Here is a 17,241-nt window from a genome sequence, read left to right on the forward strand (position 1 = left end):
TCCCGCCCCATCGGGCAAGGAAAAGCGTCAGGCGGCGCTATCCAGTATTTCGGGATCGATATTGTGGAGGCCAGCCAGGAATTCCTGCGCGCTGCGTTCCCAGCTGAAGCTCTGGCCATAGGCGGCGCAGGCGGCGCGATCGCAGGAAAGCGCGGCGGCGATGGCCTGCTCCAGCCGGTCGGACAGCGCGCCGGTTTCAGGCGTTACGATGTCCACCGGCCCGGTGACCGGATAGGCGGCGACAGGCGTGCCACAGGCCAGCGCCTCTATCATGACGAGGCCGAACGTGTCGGTGCGGCTCGGGAAGACGAAGACGTCGGCGCCGGCATAGGCTCCCGCGAGGTCCGCGCCGAACATGGGGCCCAGGAAACGGGCTTGCGGATAGGCCTTTTCCAGCAGGACGCGGGCGGGGCCATCACCGACGACAAGCTTCGTGCCGGGATGGTTGCTGGCGAGGAAGGCTTCGAGATTTTTTTCGACCGCGACGCGACCGACATAGAGCTGGATCGGGCGCGGCAGGCGGGCAAAGGCGGCGGGCGGCGTGGCCTGCGGCGTGAAGGCGCCCAGGTCCACCCCCCGGCCCCATGCGCGGACCTGCGCCAGCCCATGGGCGCGAAGCTGCTGCCGGACTGAGCCGGTCGACACCAGCACGGCTTCGGCCGGACCGTGGAACCACCGGATATAGCGCCAGAACCAGGATGCGGGCAGGCCAGTGCGCTGCGCGACATAATCCGGGAAATGGGTGTGATAGGCGGTGGTGAAGCGGATGCCGCTGCGCAGGCACCAGCGCCGCGCGGCGAGGCAGAGCGGACCTTCGGTCGCCAGGTGGATCGCGTCCGGCCGGAAAGACGCGATCATCTGCCCCATGACGGTCGAGCGGGCGAAGGCCAGACGGATTTCGGGATAGGTCGGACAAGGAATCGACCCGAAGAGATCGGGCGAGATCACCTTCACCTGATGCCCCATCTTCTCCAGTTCCGCCTGCATGGTCTGGAGCGTGCGGACGACGCCGTTGACCTGCGGGGTCCAGGCGTCGGTGACGACGACTATGCGCATGGAGGCGACGCGCATCGGCTCCCCTCCCGTCAGGCCGCGATCCGCGACGGTTCGTCGGCGGCGCGCTTCGCGATCTCATCGGCCCAGTGCAGCACTTCCATCCGGCCGTCGAAATGCTCTATCAGCGCGGTGCAGCCTTCCACCCAGTCGCCGTCATTATAATATTGGACACCGGCAATCTCGCGGACCTCGGCATTATGGATGTGGCCGCAGACGACGCCGTCGACGCCGCGCGATCCGGCCTCGTGCGCCACCACTTCCTCGAAGCGGGAAATGAACTCGACGGCGTTCTTGACCTTGTGCTTGGCCATTTTGCTGAGCGACCAATAGGGCAGGCCCATGCGCTGACGCACCGCGTTCACGACCAGGTTGACGCGCATCAGCATGGTATAGGCGGCGTCCCCGATGAAGGCGAGCCAGCGATGCGCGAGCATGATCGTGTCGAACTCATCGCCATGCAGGACCAGCAGCTTGCGGCCGTCGGCGGTTTCGTGGATCGCCTTGCGCCGGATTTCCACCCCGCCAAAGCTAAGGCCCGTGAACTGGCGGAACATCTCGTCATGATTGCCGGGGATGTAGACGACGCGGGTGCCGCGCTTGGCGCGCTTCATGACGCGCCAGACCACGTCATTATGCGCCGCGGGCCAATAGAAGCGCCGCTTGAGCCGCCAGCCATCGATGATGTCACCCACCAGATACATGGTGTCGCTGTCGACGCTGTCGAGGAAATCGATCAGCATCTTCGCGTTGCAGCCGCGCGTGCCGAGGTGAATGTCCGAAATCCATATGGTGCGATAGCGGCGACGCTTGCCCTCCCGCTCGGGAATGGCGAATTTGTCGTCGGTGGCGTCACCCCCCTCCGACAAACCAACGTCTGCCAGAAAGGGCAGGCGCGTGATGGCGTTCATGATGCGACCCCTGAGCTGTTTCCCTCAGAAGCGAATCTCTAGCGGGTCTATGTTACAACTCCGCAGCGAATGTGACGGAAATGCTACGGTTTTGGGGTGCGCGGGTCCGTTCCATGCGGATGCGAGGAGGGCTGGGATGGCCATTTTGCTGACATAACCACCCTCGTCACCCCGGACTTGATCCGGGGTCCCGCTGCCTTTTCAGAAGCTGTCATGGTTGGAACCTACCCGCAGCAAATCTTCAAACCGTCAGCACGATCTTCCCGAAATGATCGCCGGCATCCATGCGCGCATGGGCCCGGGCCGCCTCCGCCAGAGGGAAGCGCATATCCATCGCGGGCCGCAGCTTGCCCTGCTCTACGAAAGTCCAGACCACCTGCATCAGTTCATCCGCCACCAGGCTCTTGAACGCCACGGAGCGCGGACGCAGCGTCGATCCGGTCAGCGTCAACCGCTTGCTCATGACTGCGGGTATGAAAACCGATGCCTTGGGCCCGCTCATTACCGCGATCGATACATGACGGCCATCTTCGCCGAGGCACTGGAGATTGCGCGGGACATAATCGCCGCCGACCATGTCCAGCACCGCCTGCACCCCCTGTCCGCCGGTGATCCGCTTCACCTCCTCGACATAATCATGGGTGCGGTAATTGATGGCGTGATCGGCGCCCCAGGCCTTCGCCTGTTCGCATTTCCCATCGCTGCCACAGGTCACGATGATGCCGATGCCGAACAGCTTGCAAAGCGAGATCGCCATGGTGCCGATGCCGCTCGTGCCGCCATGAACCAGCACCGTGTCGCCCTCCACCACATAGGCGCGCTCGAACAGATTGCTCCATACGGTGAACAGCGTCTCCGGCAGCGCCGCCGCCTCGACCAGATCATAATCATCCGGCACGGGCAGGCATTGCCCGGCCGGCGCCACCGCATATTCGGCATAACCTCCACCCGACAGCAAGGCGCATACCCGCCGACCGACCAGCAATTCCGCGCTTCCCCCAGCGGCGATGATCACGCCCGACACCTCCAGCCCCGGAATGTCGGATGCACCCGGCGGCGGCGGATATTTGCCCTGCCGCTGCATCACGTCCGGCCGATTGACTCCGGCCGCGGCGACCTTGATCAACACTTCGTCGGGGCCGGGCACGGGAACCGGCCTCCGCTCGGGCACCAGCGCTTCGGGTCCGCCGGGGACCGCTATGCCGATCGCCATCATCTCGCCCGGCACTGTTTCGCTCGGCTTTGGGCCTTTAATCGCCATCGCTGCCCCCGCGGCAAATGTTGCACCGCACCTAAATCGACGGGCGGAATGAAGGCCTTATTGACAGACTGATCCGCAGGGTCAACATTGCACGTCATGGACATGGATGACGATCTGCCCAGAAAGGCTGATGATCCGCTGGCCCAACTGCTCCGACAGGATCTGGGCCCGCTTTCCGTGACCGATCTTCACGCGCGCATCACCGCGCTGGAGGGCGAGATCGCCCGAACCCGATCGAAGATTGAAAGCGCCGTTAACCACAAAGCAAGTGCCGAGGCGTTATTCAAGCGATGAACCCCCGCCCCGCCCGCTGCGACTCCATCGGGAGTTTCACTGGACATGGGCAGTCTGGTAATTCCATTGGTCGGGATGTCCATCTTGATCAACCGTCGAGCAATGCCGACATATGGTTCAAGTACAGCCCCTTTTTGGGGTCAGGAGTATAAAAGACATGCCATCTTTCGCACCCGCCCTTGAAACCACCCTGCATAATGCGCTGACCCACGCGTCTGAGCGTCGTCACGAATATGCGACGCTGGAGCATCTGCTGCTCGCGCTGATCGATGATGAGCATGCGTCGAAGGTGATGCAGGCCTGTGGCGTGGAGCTGGGCGAGCTTAACGATGCGGTGACGCAATATCTCGACACCGAACTCGACAGCCTGAAGGTGGAAGGGGCCAGTGACCCCTCCCCCACCAGCGGCTTTCAGCGCGTGGTCCAGCGGGCCATCCTGCACGTCCAGTCCTCCGGAAAAGATGAAGTGACGGGAGCCAATGTACTCGTCGCGCTTTTCTCCGAGCGGGAGAGTTACGCCGTCTATTTCCTCCAGCAACAGGACATGAGCCGTCTGGATGCCGTCAGCTACATCAGCCACGGCGTCGGCAAGGGCACGGCCACCCCTGAGCAGCAGCGCGAGACGAAGGGCGCTGCCGAAGAGGAAAAGAAGGCGCAGGACAGCAAGGGCAAGAAGGACAGTGCCTTGGAGCAGTTCACCGTCAACCTCAATGAGAAGGCGATGCGGGGCAAGGTTGACCCGCTGATCGGCCGCGCGGCCGAAGTCGACCGGACGATCCAGATCCTCTGCCGCCGGTCGAAGAACAACCCTCTCTATGTGGGTGATCCGGGCGTGGGCAAGACCGCCATCGCCGAAGGCCTGGCGCGCAAGATCGTCGAGGGCGAGGTGCCCGACGTGCTCAAGGAAGCCGTGATCTACTCGCTCGACATGGGGGCGCTGCTCGCGGGCACCCGCTATCGCGGCGATTTCGAGGAGCGCTTGAAGGCGGTCGTCACCGAACTGGAAAAAATGCCGCATGCGGTGCTCTTCATCGATGAGATCCACACGGTGATCGGCGCAGGCGCGACCAGCGGCGGCGCGATGGATGCGTCCAACCTGCTGAAACCCGCCCTGTCGGGCGGCACGATCCGTTGCATCGGCTCCACCACCTACAAGGAGTTCCGCAACCATTTCGAGAAGGACCGCGCCCTGCTGCGCCGGTTCCAGAAGATCGACGTCAACGAACCGACCATCGAGGACACGATCAAGATTCTCGCCGGGCTGCGCAGCGCCTTCGAGGAGCATCACCACGTCAAATATACCCCCGACGCGATCAAGGCGGCGGTGGAACTGTCGGCGCGCTACATCAACGACCGCAAGCTGCCGGACAAGGCCATCGACGTGATCGATGAAGTCGGCGCGATGCAGATGCTGGTGGTGCCGTCCAAGCGCAAGAAGACGATCACACCCAAGGAGATCGAGCAGGTCATCGCGACCATGGCCCGCATCCCTCCCAAGACCGTATCGGCGGACGACAAGTCGGTGCTGGGATCGCTCGATACCGATCTCAAGCGCGTCGTCTTCGGTCAGAACCGGGCGATCGAAGTACTGTCCTCCGCGATCAAGCTGTCGCGGGCGGGCCTGCGCGATCCGGACAAGCCGATCGGCAACTATCTCTTCTCCGGCCCCACCGGCGTCGGCAAGACAGAGGTTGCCCGGCAGCTCGCCCATCTGCTCGGCATCCCGCTCCAGCGGTTCGACATGTCGGAATATATGGAACGCCACTCGGTCAGCCGCCTGATCGGCGCCCCTCCGGGCTATGTCGGCTATGACCAGGGCGGTTTGCTGACCGATGCGGTCGACCAGAACCCGCATTGCGTGTTGCTGCTGGACGAGATTGAGAAGGCGCATCCCGACCTGTTCAACATATTGTTGCAGGTGATGGACAATGGCCGCCTGACCGATCACCATGGCAAGACGGTGGATTTCCGCAACACCATCCTCATCATGACCACCAACGCCGGCGCTTCGGACATGGCGAAAGAAAGCATTGGCTTCGGCGAACTCACCCGCGAGGATGTGCAGGAAGACGCGGTGAAGAAACTCTTCACCCCCGAATTCCGCAATCGCCTGGATGCCGTCGTGCCCTTCGGCTATCTGCCACCGGAAATCGTGGCGCGGGTCATCGACAAGTTCGTGCTCCAGCTCGAACTGCAACTGGCCGACCGCGATGTCCACATCACGCTGGACGACGAGGCGAAGGGCTGGCTCACCAAAAAGGGCTATGACAAGCTCTATGGCGCCCGCCCGATGGGCCGCCTGATGCAGGAGAAGATCAAGCAGCCGCTGGCCGAGGAACTGCTGTTCGGCAAGCTGGTCCATGGCGGCGAGGTCCATGTCCGGCTGAAGGACGACGCCCTCGCCTTCGAGATCACCCCGGCGGCCCCCAAGAAGGGCAAGAAGGGTGGCAAGGCAAAGCCGGCGGAATCGGCCAAGTAACGCTGGGAAAGGCCAAATGCGGAAGGGCGGTCTGGTCAGGCCGCCCTTTTTCGTTGAAGCTCTTCCATGGCAGCTCAAAACCCCGGGAGAGTTCCGATGCCGATTGAAATCACCTTCTACACCAACCCCATGTCGCGCGGGCAGATCGCCCGCTGGATGCTGGAGGAAGTCGGCCAGCCCTATGAAATGGTGGTACTGGATTATGAGAGCGGCATTAAATCCGCCGATTATCTGGCGATCAACCCGATGGGCAAGGTTCCCGCGATCGTCCATGCCGGCAAGACGGTAACGGAATGCGCCGCCATCTGCGCCTATCTGGCCGATGCCTTTCCCGCCGCTGGCCTTGCCCCCTCCACCAACAGCCGCGCCGACTATTATCGCTGGCTCTTCTTCGCCGCCGGTCCGGTCGAGTCCGCCGTCACCAACAAAGCGCTAGGCTTCATCGTCCCCGAAGGCCGCGAACGCATGGCGGGTTATGGCACATTCGACCATGCGATCGACGCGCTCGAACGCGCCGTCTCAGGCCCCGCATGGATTTGCGGGGATCAGTTCACCGCTGCCGACGTCTATGTCGGCTCCCAGATCGACTGGGGCCTCGGCTTCGGCACCATCCCCAGCCGCCCCACCTTCGAAGCCTATGCCGCCCGCCTGCGCGAACGCCCGGCCTATAAGCGGCAGAAGGAACTCGACGGCGCCCTGATCGCTCAGATGCATAAGCCCTCATAAGGCAAAAGGCCCCGCGGATCGTTCCGCCGGGCCTTTCCCATTTTGGCAAGACTGCCCTCAGTCGCGATTGCCCATGAAGCGCAGCAGGAACAGGAACATGTTGATGAAGTCGAGATAGAGGTTCAGCGCCCCCATCACCACCGACTTGCCCACCATTTCCGTGCCCGCGACATGCACATAGATGCTCTTGATCTTCTGCGTGTCATAGGCCGTCAGGCCCGCGAACAGCAGCACGCCAATGAAGCTGACGACCATGTCCATCGCGCTAGACCGCAGGAACAGATTGATGAGCGACGCCACCAGCAAACCGACGACGCCCATGATCAGGAACGTCCCGAAACCCGACAGATCGCGCTTCGTCGTATAACCCCAGAGGCTAAGCCCCGCAAAGGCCGCCGCCGTCGCGAAAAAGGTCTGCGCAATCGACGTTTGCGTGTACATCAGGAAGATCGAGGAAAGCGACAGCCCCATCACCGCTGCATAGGCCCAGTAGATCGCCTGAGCGGCAACCGTCGACAGCCGGCCGATGCCGAAGCTCAACACCATCACGAAAACAAGCGGCGCGAACATGATGACATATTTCAATATACCCGGCTGCAACAGGATCTGCGCCGCCGGCGATGCCATCCCGCCACGGGAAAACAACAGGGCAACGACGCCGGTGAGCAGCACCCCACTCGCCATATAATTGTAAACCGACAGCATGTAGCTGCGCAGGCCGGCGTCGAACGCCTCCCCGCGCGCGACGGTCGTGCCGCCAAAGCCCGCAATATCGGAACGCGGATCGGACCAATTGGCCATGAGTATCTCCTTTGCCGGCCTCATTCTCGCCAGCTTTCCCATTATCGGCCCATCCCGCCGTCAATTCAAGCGAAGAGCGTGAACTGACTTGCTTCAAAAAACATTCTATAAAGAGCCATGCATCGCCTTTTCGTCGCCATTCGCCCTCCCATCGCGATACGCAGGACGCTGCACGCCTGCATGGGCGGCATAATCGGCGCGCGCTGGCAGGATGACGAGCAACTGCACATCACCCTGCGCTTTGTCGGAGAGATCGAGCGGCATTGCGCCAACGATCTGGCGGCTGCCCTGAGCGAAATCCACTTTCACCCCTTCGACATCGCGCTTGCGGGCCTTGGCCAGTTCGACCGAAAGGGACGGGTGGACACGCTCTGGGCCGGGGTTCAGCCGCGCGAGCCGCTCACTCAATTGCATCAGAGGGTCGACCGCGCCTGTGTCAGCGTCGGCCTTCCACCGGATGAGCGGGCCTATCTTCCTCATATCACGCTCGCCCGCTTCGGGCGCCTGGCCGGGTCGACCGCGGATTTCATGACGCGCCATGGCGGCCTGACGAGCGCTCCCTTCACCGTTGACGGCTTCGCCCTGTTCGAAAGCCATCTGAGCCATGAAGGCGCCGCCTATCACATGATGGATCGCTATAGCGCCGGCTAGAGCGATTTCGAGCCAGATGGAAACGCCAGTTCGGCGAAGCCAATCATCTGGCGACTCGGAAATCACTGAAAACAAATCAAACTAGAGTCATTCCGGTCCCATCTGAACGGGAATGACTCTAGGGAAGGGAGCAGTCTCCACTCCCCTCACCTCAAACGATCATCCTGCCGACAAAACGCCGCATGCGATCCGCCCGCCTGCATTGCCGGCAGGATCGCTCTTGTTGTCATCAGCCTGGGCGTGAATCACCACCGCCGCCCCATCCGCATCGAACAAGGGCATCGCACCCCTCTTCAGCGTACCGCCGGGGATCACATATTCCATCTCACCCGTGCCATCGGTGCCTGCGATCATATTGGGCATATCGCCCATATGCATGCCGTCCGGATTGTCCTTCCCATGCTTGTGTCCCGTCGGGTTCCAGTGCCCTCCGGCACTGGCGAAGTCCGGAGGGGTGCAGACGCCGGTCGCATGGATATGCACGGCATGCATGCCGGGGCTCAGCCCCTGCGCCCGCACGACGACATGCAGGCCGTCGGCCCCTTCCGTCACCATCGCCTCGCCCCGCGCAGCGCCATCGCCAGCCAGCAGCTTCGCATGGGCCGTGGGCGCGCTTGCCGAACCGGAGGGGCCAACCCCCGTCGATGCCGAAGGGGTGGCACAGGCCTGAGAAAGCAGGGCCAAAGGCAGCGCCATGGCGACAGCGGCTATTTTCATCACGATGGGGAACTCCCGACAGAAGAAGGCGCAACGGCGAACGCCACAGAAACATTTTTGTTGCCCATCGGAGCCGGGTTGTCACGCGATTCCCGCCCCTTGCACCAACGGCCCGCCCAAAATTCCCGCGTCATGACCATGGAAAAAGGGGCCGGTCTTTCGACCGGCCCCCATATCCTGTTCCCTCCCGAAGGAGAGAAAAGCTTACTGACCCGAACCCGGACCGTAGGTGATTTCCACGCGACGGTTCTGCAGTTCGCGGACGCCGTCGGCGGTTTCGACGCGGGGGTTCGATTCACCGAACGCCTGGGTCGTCATCACGCCATCGGGGATGCCCTTCGAAGCCATGTAAGCCTTCACGCTGTCAGCACGACGCTGCGACAGGCCGACATTGTACGAGGACGAACCCGAACGGTCCGCATAGCCCGCCAGCATGACCTGGGCGCTGCCGCAGTTGCTGTAAGCCGAAACCGCGTTGTCCAGAATGGTGGCAGCATCAGGCGTGATGTCCGACTTGTCCCACTCGAAGAAGACGATGTACGGCCCAGGGCTGCACTCGGCGACCGGCGGCGGAGGCGGCGGGGGAGGCGGCGGCGGGGGAGGCGGCGGCGGGGGAGGCGGCGGGGGAGCAGCCGGTTCACCACCGAAGTTGTAGTTCAGGCCCAGCAGCAGGCTGTGGGTACGCAGCTTGGTGTCAACCGACGAACCAGCCGGGCCACCGATGGTGGTGTAGGCCGGAACCAGCTTGATATCGTCCTGGTTGAAGAAGCGATACTTCAGCGAAACGTCAACATGGCTGGTCAGCGGGTAACGGACGCCCGCGATCGCCTGCCAGGCGAAGCCGGTGTCGGAATCGTTGACCAGGTCGTTGGCCAGCTTGCCGCGCGACACGCCGACACCGCCGCCGACGAAGCCCTGCAGGCCGTCATCGGGACCGAAGTCCAGCAAGCCGTTCAGCATGAACGACAGGGCCGAAGCAGCGCCACCGAAGCCGCTCTTGTCGAGGTCGACCTTGGCGCGCTTGTAGGCCGCCTCGGCTTCCAGACGGAAACCGCCGAAGTCATAGCCGATATTGGCATCGCCATCCCAGCCCTTGTGGTAGTCCACGCCGGCAACAGTGTTGCTGGCGGCACCGGCATTCCCGGGGGTGAAAGTGATGTCCTGATCTTCGACGAGAACAACGCCGGAGTCGATACCGACATACCAGCTATTGTCACGCGCCAGGGCCGGGGTGGCCAGGGCGCTGGTCGCAAGCACAGCCGCGAGGGCAAGCTTCCGCATCTGAATTCCCCTTTCAAAAATGTCACGAAGGACTGCTGAAACCCTGTATCGGCTAGAAAGTTTCATGGCAAGTCCACATTTGCCAAAACTGTTGCAAAAATAACGCAGTTAACCCTGTTACCAGCTTGCGCGAGGCTAATGAAAATCGCCCTCTGGTAAAACGCTAAGCCTGTGCAAGTCACGCGGCGATCAGGCCATGTGCCCGCAGCGCGCTCAAGATCGCCGCAAGGGTGGAGCGTGCCTCCGTGTCGACGGTCGTGCCCCCCGCAGGGCTGGCAATCGCCCCCGCCTGGGGACCGACGACCCGCGTGCCTCCGACATAAAATCCATCTTCCCGAACGGCAGAATTCCGCCAGTTGGCGCCGTCATGCTCCATGGCGTGCCCCCTGTCGGCAACCCACAGGACGAGCCCCGCTCGCGGAGCGGCAAAACGCCACCCCCCTTCGGTCCAGCATGCCAGCCCTCCATCCTGTCCTTCCCACGCCCCGGAGGCATCGGCCGCCACGATCCAGCATTCTCCCACCGCCGGGGAAACCGGTGGGGTGCCCTCATCGGCGCTTTCCACCGCGCCATGCAGCAGCATGTCGATCCGGGTCAGCGCCTCATTGTGGAAAAGCTCCTTCTGCGCCTGCCCGGCGAAAATCTGGGGCAGAACCCAGCGCATGGTCGCATCCATCGTCATGATTCGATTGTCCTTTTCGCTTGGAAGAAGGGAGAGTGATCAGGCAAGAACGATGCGCGCGGGCCGGCCCAATGCATAGGTGCCGACCTGCCGGACCTCGATCGCCAGCCCGTCCGCATCCCCCATATCCTCGGCCACCGACGCCGCGTCATAGGTCCAGCCGGGCTGATCGGTGACGATCCGGCGCACTTCGTCCGTCCCCGCCACCACGCGCAATTCGTAACTTTCGCGATCCTCACCCAGCGGAACATCGGTCCCGCTGGTCCAGCGCCACCCGTTTCTGCTCCGTCTCGTCCATCCGATGATCCAACCGCCCGCCCCATCGGCCCGCGCCGTCGCATGGACCGGGGATGGCGGCGTCACGGCCTCCCCCGCAACCGTCAACAGGGCTTCGGCCGGCTCGCCGTCTCCCACGCCGATCGCCGCGATGCGGATGCCGCCGCCAATTTCCGGCATGCTTCCCTGCGCGACGAGCGGTTCGGTCAGCCGGTCCTCTTCCAGCAGCAGGAAATCCTCCCCTTCAACATGGGACGTCATGGCCCATTCGGTTCCGAACAGCCCCCTGCGCAGCCCTTCCAGCCGGAAGCTCGCCGCGCCGGTCTGCACGGCATGGGTGAACTGGATCAACTCCTGCCCGACCAGACACAGATTGCGCCCCAGCGCCAGGGCAGCTTCATCCGTCCCGTTCAATTCAATGTCTTCCGCGAGCAGAGTGACCTGAACGGCATTGATGCCGTCGATCAGGGTCGTGCTGCCCGCAGGCAGGGCCGTGTCCGTCGAGCCCATCACTGCCCGGCCGGCAGACCGCCCGATGGGGGAAGCTTCCCCGGTCGCGCTCATCGCGAACAGCGCCGCGCCCCGCCACCCCTCGCCACCGCTCGCCGCCGCCACGATGGCTGGCGCCGTCGCAAGACCACCTCCGATCGAGGGCACGTCCGCCAGCATCAGCGTCGTGGGTCCATGCGGCCTGTCCACCTGCCGCACGACCACGCCTGAAGACGCGCCGCCCGGCATGGCCGCGCCGGCCCCCGGCACGCGCCGCAGGGTCAGCCGCACCGCCATCGCTTCCCATTCACGCTCCTCGATCCGCCACAGACCAGCCGCCCCCTCCACCGTCACCACATCGCCCGGCGCATGCCGCAGCGCGCTCCAGCCGCAACGCAGCGTCATCGTCGTGCGGCCCGTCCAGGCCATGCCCATCTTCCGCGCCGCCAGAGCCCGCGCGTCATCGCCCGACAGGACCACGGGCAAGTCCACGCCCTGCTCCAGCCGCCCCGGCCCCGGCCTGCCGATGCGTTGCACGCCGGCCTGATAGTCGCGCTCAGGGTCGTAATAGCGAACCGACAGGGCCACCGGCACGCCATCGGCGGCGGCGGCCGATTGCTCCACCCCGTCCAGCGGTCGCCCATTGACGGCCCGGCACGATCCCGCAACCTCGACCATCCCCTCGCTCCCTGCCGCTGCGGCACGCAGGCGCAACCCCGCCTCCTCCGCCACGAAGGCCAGGCCGAACACATCCGCCAGCGGCGAAAGCGCATCGCCCACATCCGTCCCGCCCGCCGCCATGCCATTGACGGTGCCCAGCCCCTCGCCGGCCAACATCCCCGCGCTCAGATCGGCGGCCAGACCGGCGATCGGCACCGCGTCCTCATCCGCCTCCACCTCGAACGTCAGAGAGGGGATGCGATTGCCATAATCGGCCAACGCCAGATCCTCGAACACGACATAGGCAATCCCCCGATGCCCCGGCGTCCGGTCCACGCCCTCCGCCGCGGCGATCAACGGATCGATCGCCTGATCCTCCCCTCCCGAATGCAGCCGGAAAGCGCCCAACTCCGTCTTGAAGTCCCCCGCCGCCCCGCGCAGCAGCTTCCCGTCCGCCCAGATGCGCCGCACCGACCGGACCGCCCGGGCGGACAGGGCCACGGCAAAGCTCGCCGAATAGCTGTAGGTCGTGACGCTGGGTCGCCCCTTGCCTCCGCCGCTCCTGTGCCTGCTTTCCTTGAGGTCCGTGGCCCAGATCACCGTCCCGGCCACTCGCAACGTCCCGAACAACCTGGGCATTTGCGACCCATAGGTCGATGTCTGCACCTGCACGTCGGTCAACCGGCGCCCCTCGACGCCTTTAGGCTTGAACAACACCGCATGATCGAATGCATTGCCGATCAGCCCGCCAATGGCGCCACCCAGCGGCCCGCCAATGGCCGTGCCAAGGGCGCTCAACAATATCGTCGCCATGCCATCTCCTATTCCGCCCGCCAATGGCCAAGCACCGGCCAGGGCGAATCCCCCGGCATCTCCACCACGCGTCCGACGCCCGCATGGGCATGGACATGCCCGCCCGGCACGACGATCATCAGATGCAGCTGCAAAGGCCCCGGCCGCACCAGCGCCAGATCACCGTCACGCGCATCCTCAACCCGCCGCAGGCCCGCCGCCCGCAACCAGTCCGTCGCTCGCCCCTCATCCCCGGACCGCAGCCCATAGCCCTCCGGCGCCACCCGCCCCAAAGCCAGTGCGGCCAGGCCCACGCAATCCAGGCCCCGCTCCGGCACCCGCCCGTGCAGGCGAAAGCGCACCCCTACCAGCGCCCGCGCCGCCGCGACGACGTCGCTCAAGCCGCCCCCGGATAGCGCGTCAGCAAATCCGTCCCCGGCAGATAAGGCTCGCCGCGAAAGTTCACGGCATTGCCGAACCGATCGGCACAGGTCGCAAGCTGCCGGTCGCACCCCTCCGTAAGCAAGGCCAGCGTCCCTGCTTCCACGGCAAAGGCTGGCGGATCGGCCAAAGTCACCCCATCCCCGTCATTATCGATCACCGCCTGCACGATCCCCCCGTTGCGTCCCGTCAACCACCGCAACGTCCCAAAGGCATAGGCTCCCGCCTCCAGCCCCGGCAGGGTCACGACCGCGTCGTCGACGCTCCCGACAGCCACCACCCGCCGCCGCCCCGCCAGATCGACCCGGCATTGCCGGTCCCCCAGCACCGCACGGCAATCCGGCGAGGTCGAGGGCGCAACCGGCGCCTTCAGCGCGGCCATCGCCCCCACCAACTCCGCCGTGAAAGCGCCCGCCCTGCGCGCGACCGCCCCTATCCCCCCCCGCGCCAGCAGCAGCCAAAGGACGCCCGGCTCCTCCCACTCCGTCAGCCGCAATTCCAGCGCAGCCCCGTCCCAGCGCCCGGCCGCCAGATCGGCCTCGCTGATCGCATCGGCCACCAGCGCGCCCTCGACATCGGCATCGCTCCCCTCGACGCCGATGCCGCTCCGCACCGCGCAGGGCGTCATCCCCGGCGCCGCGCGATACAGCATCTGCCCGATCTCCAGATCGCGATCATGGCTGGTAAGGCCAATCGCCACCCCGTCCCGCCGCTCGATCCGCCAGCAAAAGGCGAGCGTCGCCAGCGGCTTCTCCAGAGCCTCCATCCCGCTCATTCCCTGATCTCCACCAATGGCACCGAAGGCGCCTCCCCGGCCGCGAAGGTCGCACGATTGATCTCCAGCCGATCCTCGGCAAAACGCACCGGCACATCGAACCGGAAGCCTGCCGTCAGCACCGCTCCCTCCACCGGCGCCACGTCAAAGGCGATCACCCCCAGTCCGGAATGACTCCAGCCTCCGACCATCTCGACCCCATTCACGGCGACCCGGATGGTCCCCGCCACCGGCCGCGTGATCCGCCGCGCCTGCGCTTCCTCGCCAGGCCCGTAAAAGCGCTGCAAGCCAAATTCCGCCTGCACGCCATCCCCCACGCCCAGATGCTGGTCCAGCGGTCCCGGCGCCTCGCCCACGCCGCAACTGCGGTCATCATAGGGATCGCTGAACCGGAACCCCCGCGCCGCGCCGCGCCGCGCCCGAAAGAAGGCGATCAGCGCCGCCATGTCCGCCTGCGACCGCACCCCCGGCCCCGCATCGAAGGACAGCCGCGCATCCGCCCAGTCGCTGCTCCGCTGCTCATGCCCGGACACGCTCTCCACGATCTGCGTCGAAAAGGTGGGCGCCACGCTCGCTTCCCGCCCGATCGCCAGTGGAAAAGCCACATCATCAAAGGCCTGCACATCATTCTCCCCATCCAGCCTGAAGCAGGTGAAGCCGTCCCGCGCCACTTGCGGCAGCGCCCAGATAAAGGTCGCCGCCGTCCCCCGCTTCACCGCGGCCTCCGCCGCGGCGGCAATCTCCCGCCACTGCAAGGCATCCTCGCCGCGCAGCACGAAGCCCGAAAAATAATGCTGCTCTTCAACCGGATAGCCCAGTCGCTCCGCCGCCAGCGCCACGCCCCGCGCCGTCAACCGCTTGCGCCCCTCCGTCACCCAGTCATAATCTTCCAACTGCAACACATCGAAGGCGGGCGAGGCCCACCCCAAGGGCATGTTCGCCCGCTTCGCCTCCGGCGCCAGCGGATCGAGCACCGTCGGCAGATAGGCCAGCAAATGCGTCACCGCCCCCGGCGCCACCCCCTTCACCCAGGCGCACAGCGCCGCCGTCGACGCCGCCAGCACGGCCCCCGCCTGATCCAGCAACGCCTTTTGCGACGCGCTCAAAACCCCTCGCACATCCGGAATGGAAACCGGCGACCCGCCCAAAGCCGCCCGCGCCGCATCATCATACAGGCATATGCGCCCATCCGCGGGCATGACCCACCACCATGGCTCCCCGACCTGAAAGCCAATCTCCAGGCCCGCCGCCAAACCGATGGAAACAAAGGCCCCCGCCACCAACCGCAAATAGCTCATCGCCCCGTCATGGGCCGGGGACAGCAGGGTCGAAGGCGGCGACCACCCGGTCAGCGCCGGATCGCCATTCTCCGCCCGCTGCTTCCAGTCGTTCCAGCAATGCGCGTCGAACAGCTCATAGGACAGCGACCAGATCACCCCCAGCCCCATCGCCTTGGCCCTGCGGGCGAAATCCGCATGCCAGGCCGCGCAAGGCGCATTCAGCACCCCGCCCGCCAGACTGATGTAAAATCCGCCCCCTAGCGGTTCGAGCCGGAAATAATGGCTCATCCCGACATAATGATTGATGTCCCCGCGATAACCCAGCGCATGGATCGACGCGACGATCCGCTCCGGCGTCTGGTTGAAGCAATCGTCATAACCCGTCGCCATCGACAGGCCATGTTCCGGCAGCACCACGTCGCCCACGGCCAGCACGGAACCCGCCCCATCGCACCGCAGATCGGACAGCTCGCACCACCCTTCCACGCCTGCGGCAAAGGCCGTACTCCCCCCATCATAATCCGGCGGCGCGAGTGAGATGAACATCCGGTCCACATCGCCCGCCCACACGGGATCGGCCTCGCCCGGCAACAGGAACCCGCCCGCCAGACCAGAAAAATCGAGCGTGATGACAGCATCTTCCGCCGCGCCGCTCGCATAGTTCCACAGCCGTACATACCAGCTTCGCGGCGCGCCCTCCGCATCCCGTCCCTCGATGGTCAGCGTCGGCCCATGCGTCTCGTCCAGCCGCCGCAGCCCCCCGCTCCGCCAGCGGAAGCGCAGCACGCAATCCCGAAAATCGCGATCCGTCTCATAGGCCAGCAGGGCATGACTCCATTTGTCCTCTGCCTCCCAGATCAGCCCCGCCAGATCGCCCGATCCATGGAAAACCGCATCCACCCGCAATCCAGGTCCAGAGGGGGCATCCGCCGCCGTCGTCACCACGCTCGCCATCATCGGCCGGGGGAAATTGACGGTCCAATGCGTCGGCGCAAAACGCTTCATGAACCGCGCCTCCTGCCCCCGCCGCGCATCCGCCAGCCAGTAACCGAGCTTTTGTTTTTGGCACATCATCCGCCAATCGCTCCCCTGACTGCCCGAGCCACCTGCCGCGCGCTGCGCGCCAGCAACCGGGCGCTATCCGCGCCCTGCCCCTGCACCGCGATGCTGACCCGCACATCCCGCGCGCCGCCACTGCCGTTCGGCAAGACCTGCCCGCTCGCCGTCGGCACAAAGACCTCCGGCCCCCGCTCTCCCACGACATAGGCCCGCCCCGGCGCCACCGGCCCCCCGGTAGCCCGCCCCGGCAAGCCCAGCGCCGACGCCGCCAGCGCAATCAGCCCATCCCCGCCGACACTGCCCATCCCGGCGCGCATGGCACTGGCCGCGATGTCATCCAACACGCGCAAGGCGATGCTTTTCAGCTCCTCAAACCCAAATTGCCCGGTCCGAACCGCCCGCAACAATCCCTGCTCGATCCGCCGCCCCGCCCGCTCCGCCCCACTGGCGAGCGGCCCTTCCAACTCCCCCCGCATGGCCTCCACATCACGAGCAAAACCCTGCGTATCCGCCCGCACCCGCACGACCAGATTGTCGATCTCCTCGTCCATCCCGCTCACCTCACAACCGAAAAGAAAAAGCCCCACACCCCAGCCTCAATCCGGCATCACCC

16 protein-coding genes are annotated in these 17,241 nt (G+C 65.0%); 4 read left to right on the forward strand and 12 right to left on the reverse strand.

Features of this window, described 5'->3' with window-relative positions; all coding sequences use genetic code 11:
• Positions 1-27: 27 nt before the first annotated feature.
• The 3 genes from RUH75_RS14095 to RUH75_RS14105 all read right to left on the reverse strand — a co-directional run bounded on the left by RUH75_RS14095 (position 28) and on the right by RUH75_RS14105 (position 3,225).
• Positions 28-1,056, reverse strand: a complete 1,029-nt coding sequence (locus RUH75_RS14095; RefSeq protein ID WP_313807031.1) for a glycosyltransferase family 1 protein — start codon at positions 1,054-1,056, stop codon at positions 28-30.
• Between the two features lie 29 nt (positions 1,057-1,085).
• On the reverse strand, positions 1,086-1,964 hold the full coding sequence (locus RUH75_RS14100; RefSeq protein WP_313806994.1) for a UDP-2,3-diacylglucosamine diphosphatase: 879 nt from the start codon (positions 1,962-1,964) through the stop codon (positions 1,086-1,088).
• A 241-nt stretch (positions 1,965-2,205) separates the two neighbouring features.
• Positions 2,206-3,225 (reverse strand): NAD(P)H-quinone oxidoreductase, encoded by a 1,020-nt coding sequence (locus tag RUH75_RS14105; RefSeq protein ID WP_313806996.1) that lies wholly within the window; start codon positions 3,223-3,225, stop codon positions 2,206-2,208.
• Positions 3,226-3,321: 96 nt separating this feature from the next.
• Here RUH75_RS14105 and RUH75_RS14110 point away from each other — a divergent pair, with 96 nt between their 5' ends.
• From RUH75_RS14110 to RUH75_RS14120, 3 genes are all read left to right on the forward strand, one after another.
• Positions 3,322-3,519 carry a DUF1192 domain-containing protein gene (locus tag RUH75_RS14110; RefSeq protein ID WP_313806998.1) on the forward strand — a complete coding sequence of 66 codons (198 nt, stop codon included), beginning with the start codon at positions 3,322-3,324 and terminating at the stop codon, positions 3,517-3,519.
• 157 nt (positions 3,520-3,676) lie between these two features.
• Complete coding sequence (gene clpA / locus RUH75_RS14115; RefSeq protein ID WP_313807000.1) at positions 3,677-5,998, forward strand: ATP-dependent Clp protease ATP-binding subunit ClpA; 2,322 nt, start codon at positions 3,677-3,679, stop codon at positions 5,996-5,998.
• Positions 5,999-6,094: 96 nt separating this feature from the next.
• The gene (locus RUH75_RS14120) at positions 6,095-6,724 is read left to right on the forward strand and encodes a glutathione S-transferase family protein (protein WP_313807002.1); all 630 of its coding nucleotides are present in this window, start codon (positions 6,095-6,097) and stop codon (positions 6,722-6,724) included.
• Between the two features lie 57 nt (positions 6,725-6,781).
• Here RUH75_RS14120 and RUH75_RS14125 read toward each other — a convergent pair whose 3' ends face one another.
• Entirely contained in the window at positions 6,782-7,525 is a 744-nt protein-coding gene (locus tag RUH75_RS14125) for a Bax inhibitor-1/YccA family protein (protein ID WP_313807004.1), read from the reverse strand.
• Positions 7,526-7,642: 117 nt separating this feature from the next.
• On the opposite strand from RUH75_RS14125, the gene thpR reads away from it, so the two are divergent.
• Positions 7,643-8,176, forward strand: coding sequence for an RNA 2',3'-cyclic phosphodiesterase (gene thpR / locus RUH75_RS14130; RefSeq protein ID WP_313807006.1), 534 nt, complete (start codon positions 7,643-7,645; stop codon positions 8,174-8,176).
• Between the two features lie 159 nt (positions 8,177-8,335).
• Here thpR and RUH75_RS14135 read toward each other — a convergent pair whose 3' ends face one another.
• The 8 genes from RUH75_RS14135 to RUH75_RS14170 all read right to left on the reverse strand — a co-directional run bounded on the left by RUH75_RS14135 (position 8,336) and on the right by RUH75_RS14170 (position 17,179).
• Positions 8,336-8,893: a superoxide dismutase family protein gene (locus RUH75_RS14135; RefSeq protein WP_313807008.1), complete on the reverse strand. Its 558-nt coding sequence runs from the start codon at positions 8,891-8,893 to the stop codon at positions 8,336-8,338.
• 204 nt (positions 8,894-9,097) lie between these two features.
• The gene (locus tag RUH75_RS14140) at positions 9,098-10,174 is read right to left on the reverse strand and encodes an OmpA family protein (RefSeq protein WP_313807010.1); all 1,077 of its coding nucleotides are present in this window, start codon (positions 10,172-10,174) and stop codon (positions 9,098-9,100) included.
• 178 nt (positions 10,175-10,352) lie between these two features.
• Positions 10,353-10,856: a DUF2793 domain-containing protein gene (locus tag RUH75_RS14145; protein WP_313807012.1), complete on the reverse strand. Its 504-nt coding sequence runs from the start codon at positions 10,854-10,856 to the stop codon at positions 10,353-10,355.
• 39 nt (positions 10,857-10,895) lie between these two features.
• Complete coding sequence (locus RUH75_RS14150) at positions 10,896-13,094, reverse strand: phage tail protein (protein WP_313807014.1); 2,199 nt, start codon at positions 13,092-13,094, stop codon at positions 10,896-10,898.
• Between the two features lie 8 nt (positions 13,095-13,102).
• Positions 13,103-13,474 carry a peptidoglycan endopeptidase gene (locus RUH75_RS14155; RefSeq protein WP_313807016.1) on the reverse strand — a complete coding sequence of 124 codons (372 nt, stop codon included), beginning with the start codon at positions 13,472-13,474 and terminating at the stop codon, positions 13,103-13,105.
• Positions 13,471-14,289 carry a DUF2163 domain-containing protein gene (locus RUH75_RS14160; RefSeq protein ID WP_313807017.1) on the reverse strand — a complete coding sequence of 273 codons (819 nt, stop codon included), beginning with the start codon at positions 14,287-14,289 and terminating at the stop codon, positions 13,471-13,473. The genes RUH75_RS14155 and RUH75_RS14160 overlap by 4 nt, the downstream gene beginning before the upstream one ends.
• Positions 14,286-16,640 (reverse strand): DUF2460 domain-containing protein, encoded by a 2,355-nt coding sequence (locus tag RUH75_RS14165; protein WP_409592363.1) that lies wholly within the window; start codon positions 16,638-16,640, stop codon positions 14,286-14,288. Before RUH75_RS14165 ends, RUH75_RS14160 begins: the two co-directional genes overlap by 4 nt.
• Entirely contained in the window at positions 16,640-17,179 is a 540-nt protein-coding gene (locus RUH75_RS14170) for a tail tape measure protein (protein ID WP_313807021.1), read from the reverse strand. The genes RUH75_RS14165 and RUH75_RS14170 overlap by 1 nt, the downstream gene beginning before the upstream one ends.
• Positions 17,180-17,241: the final 62 nt, after the last annotated feature.

Origin of the sequence: Sphingobium sp., from assembly GCF_032153725.1 — a bacterium.
Taxonomy (GTDB): Bacteria; Pseudomonadota; Alphaproteobacteria; order Sphingomonadales; family Sphingomonadaceae; genus Sphingobium.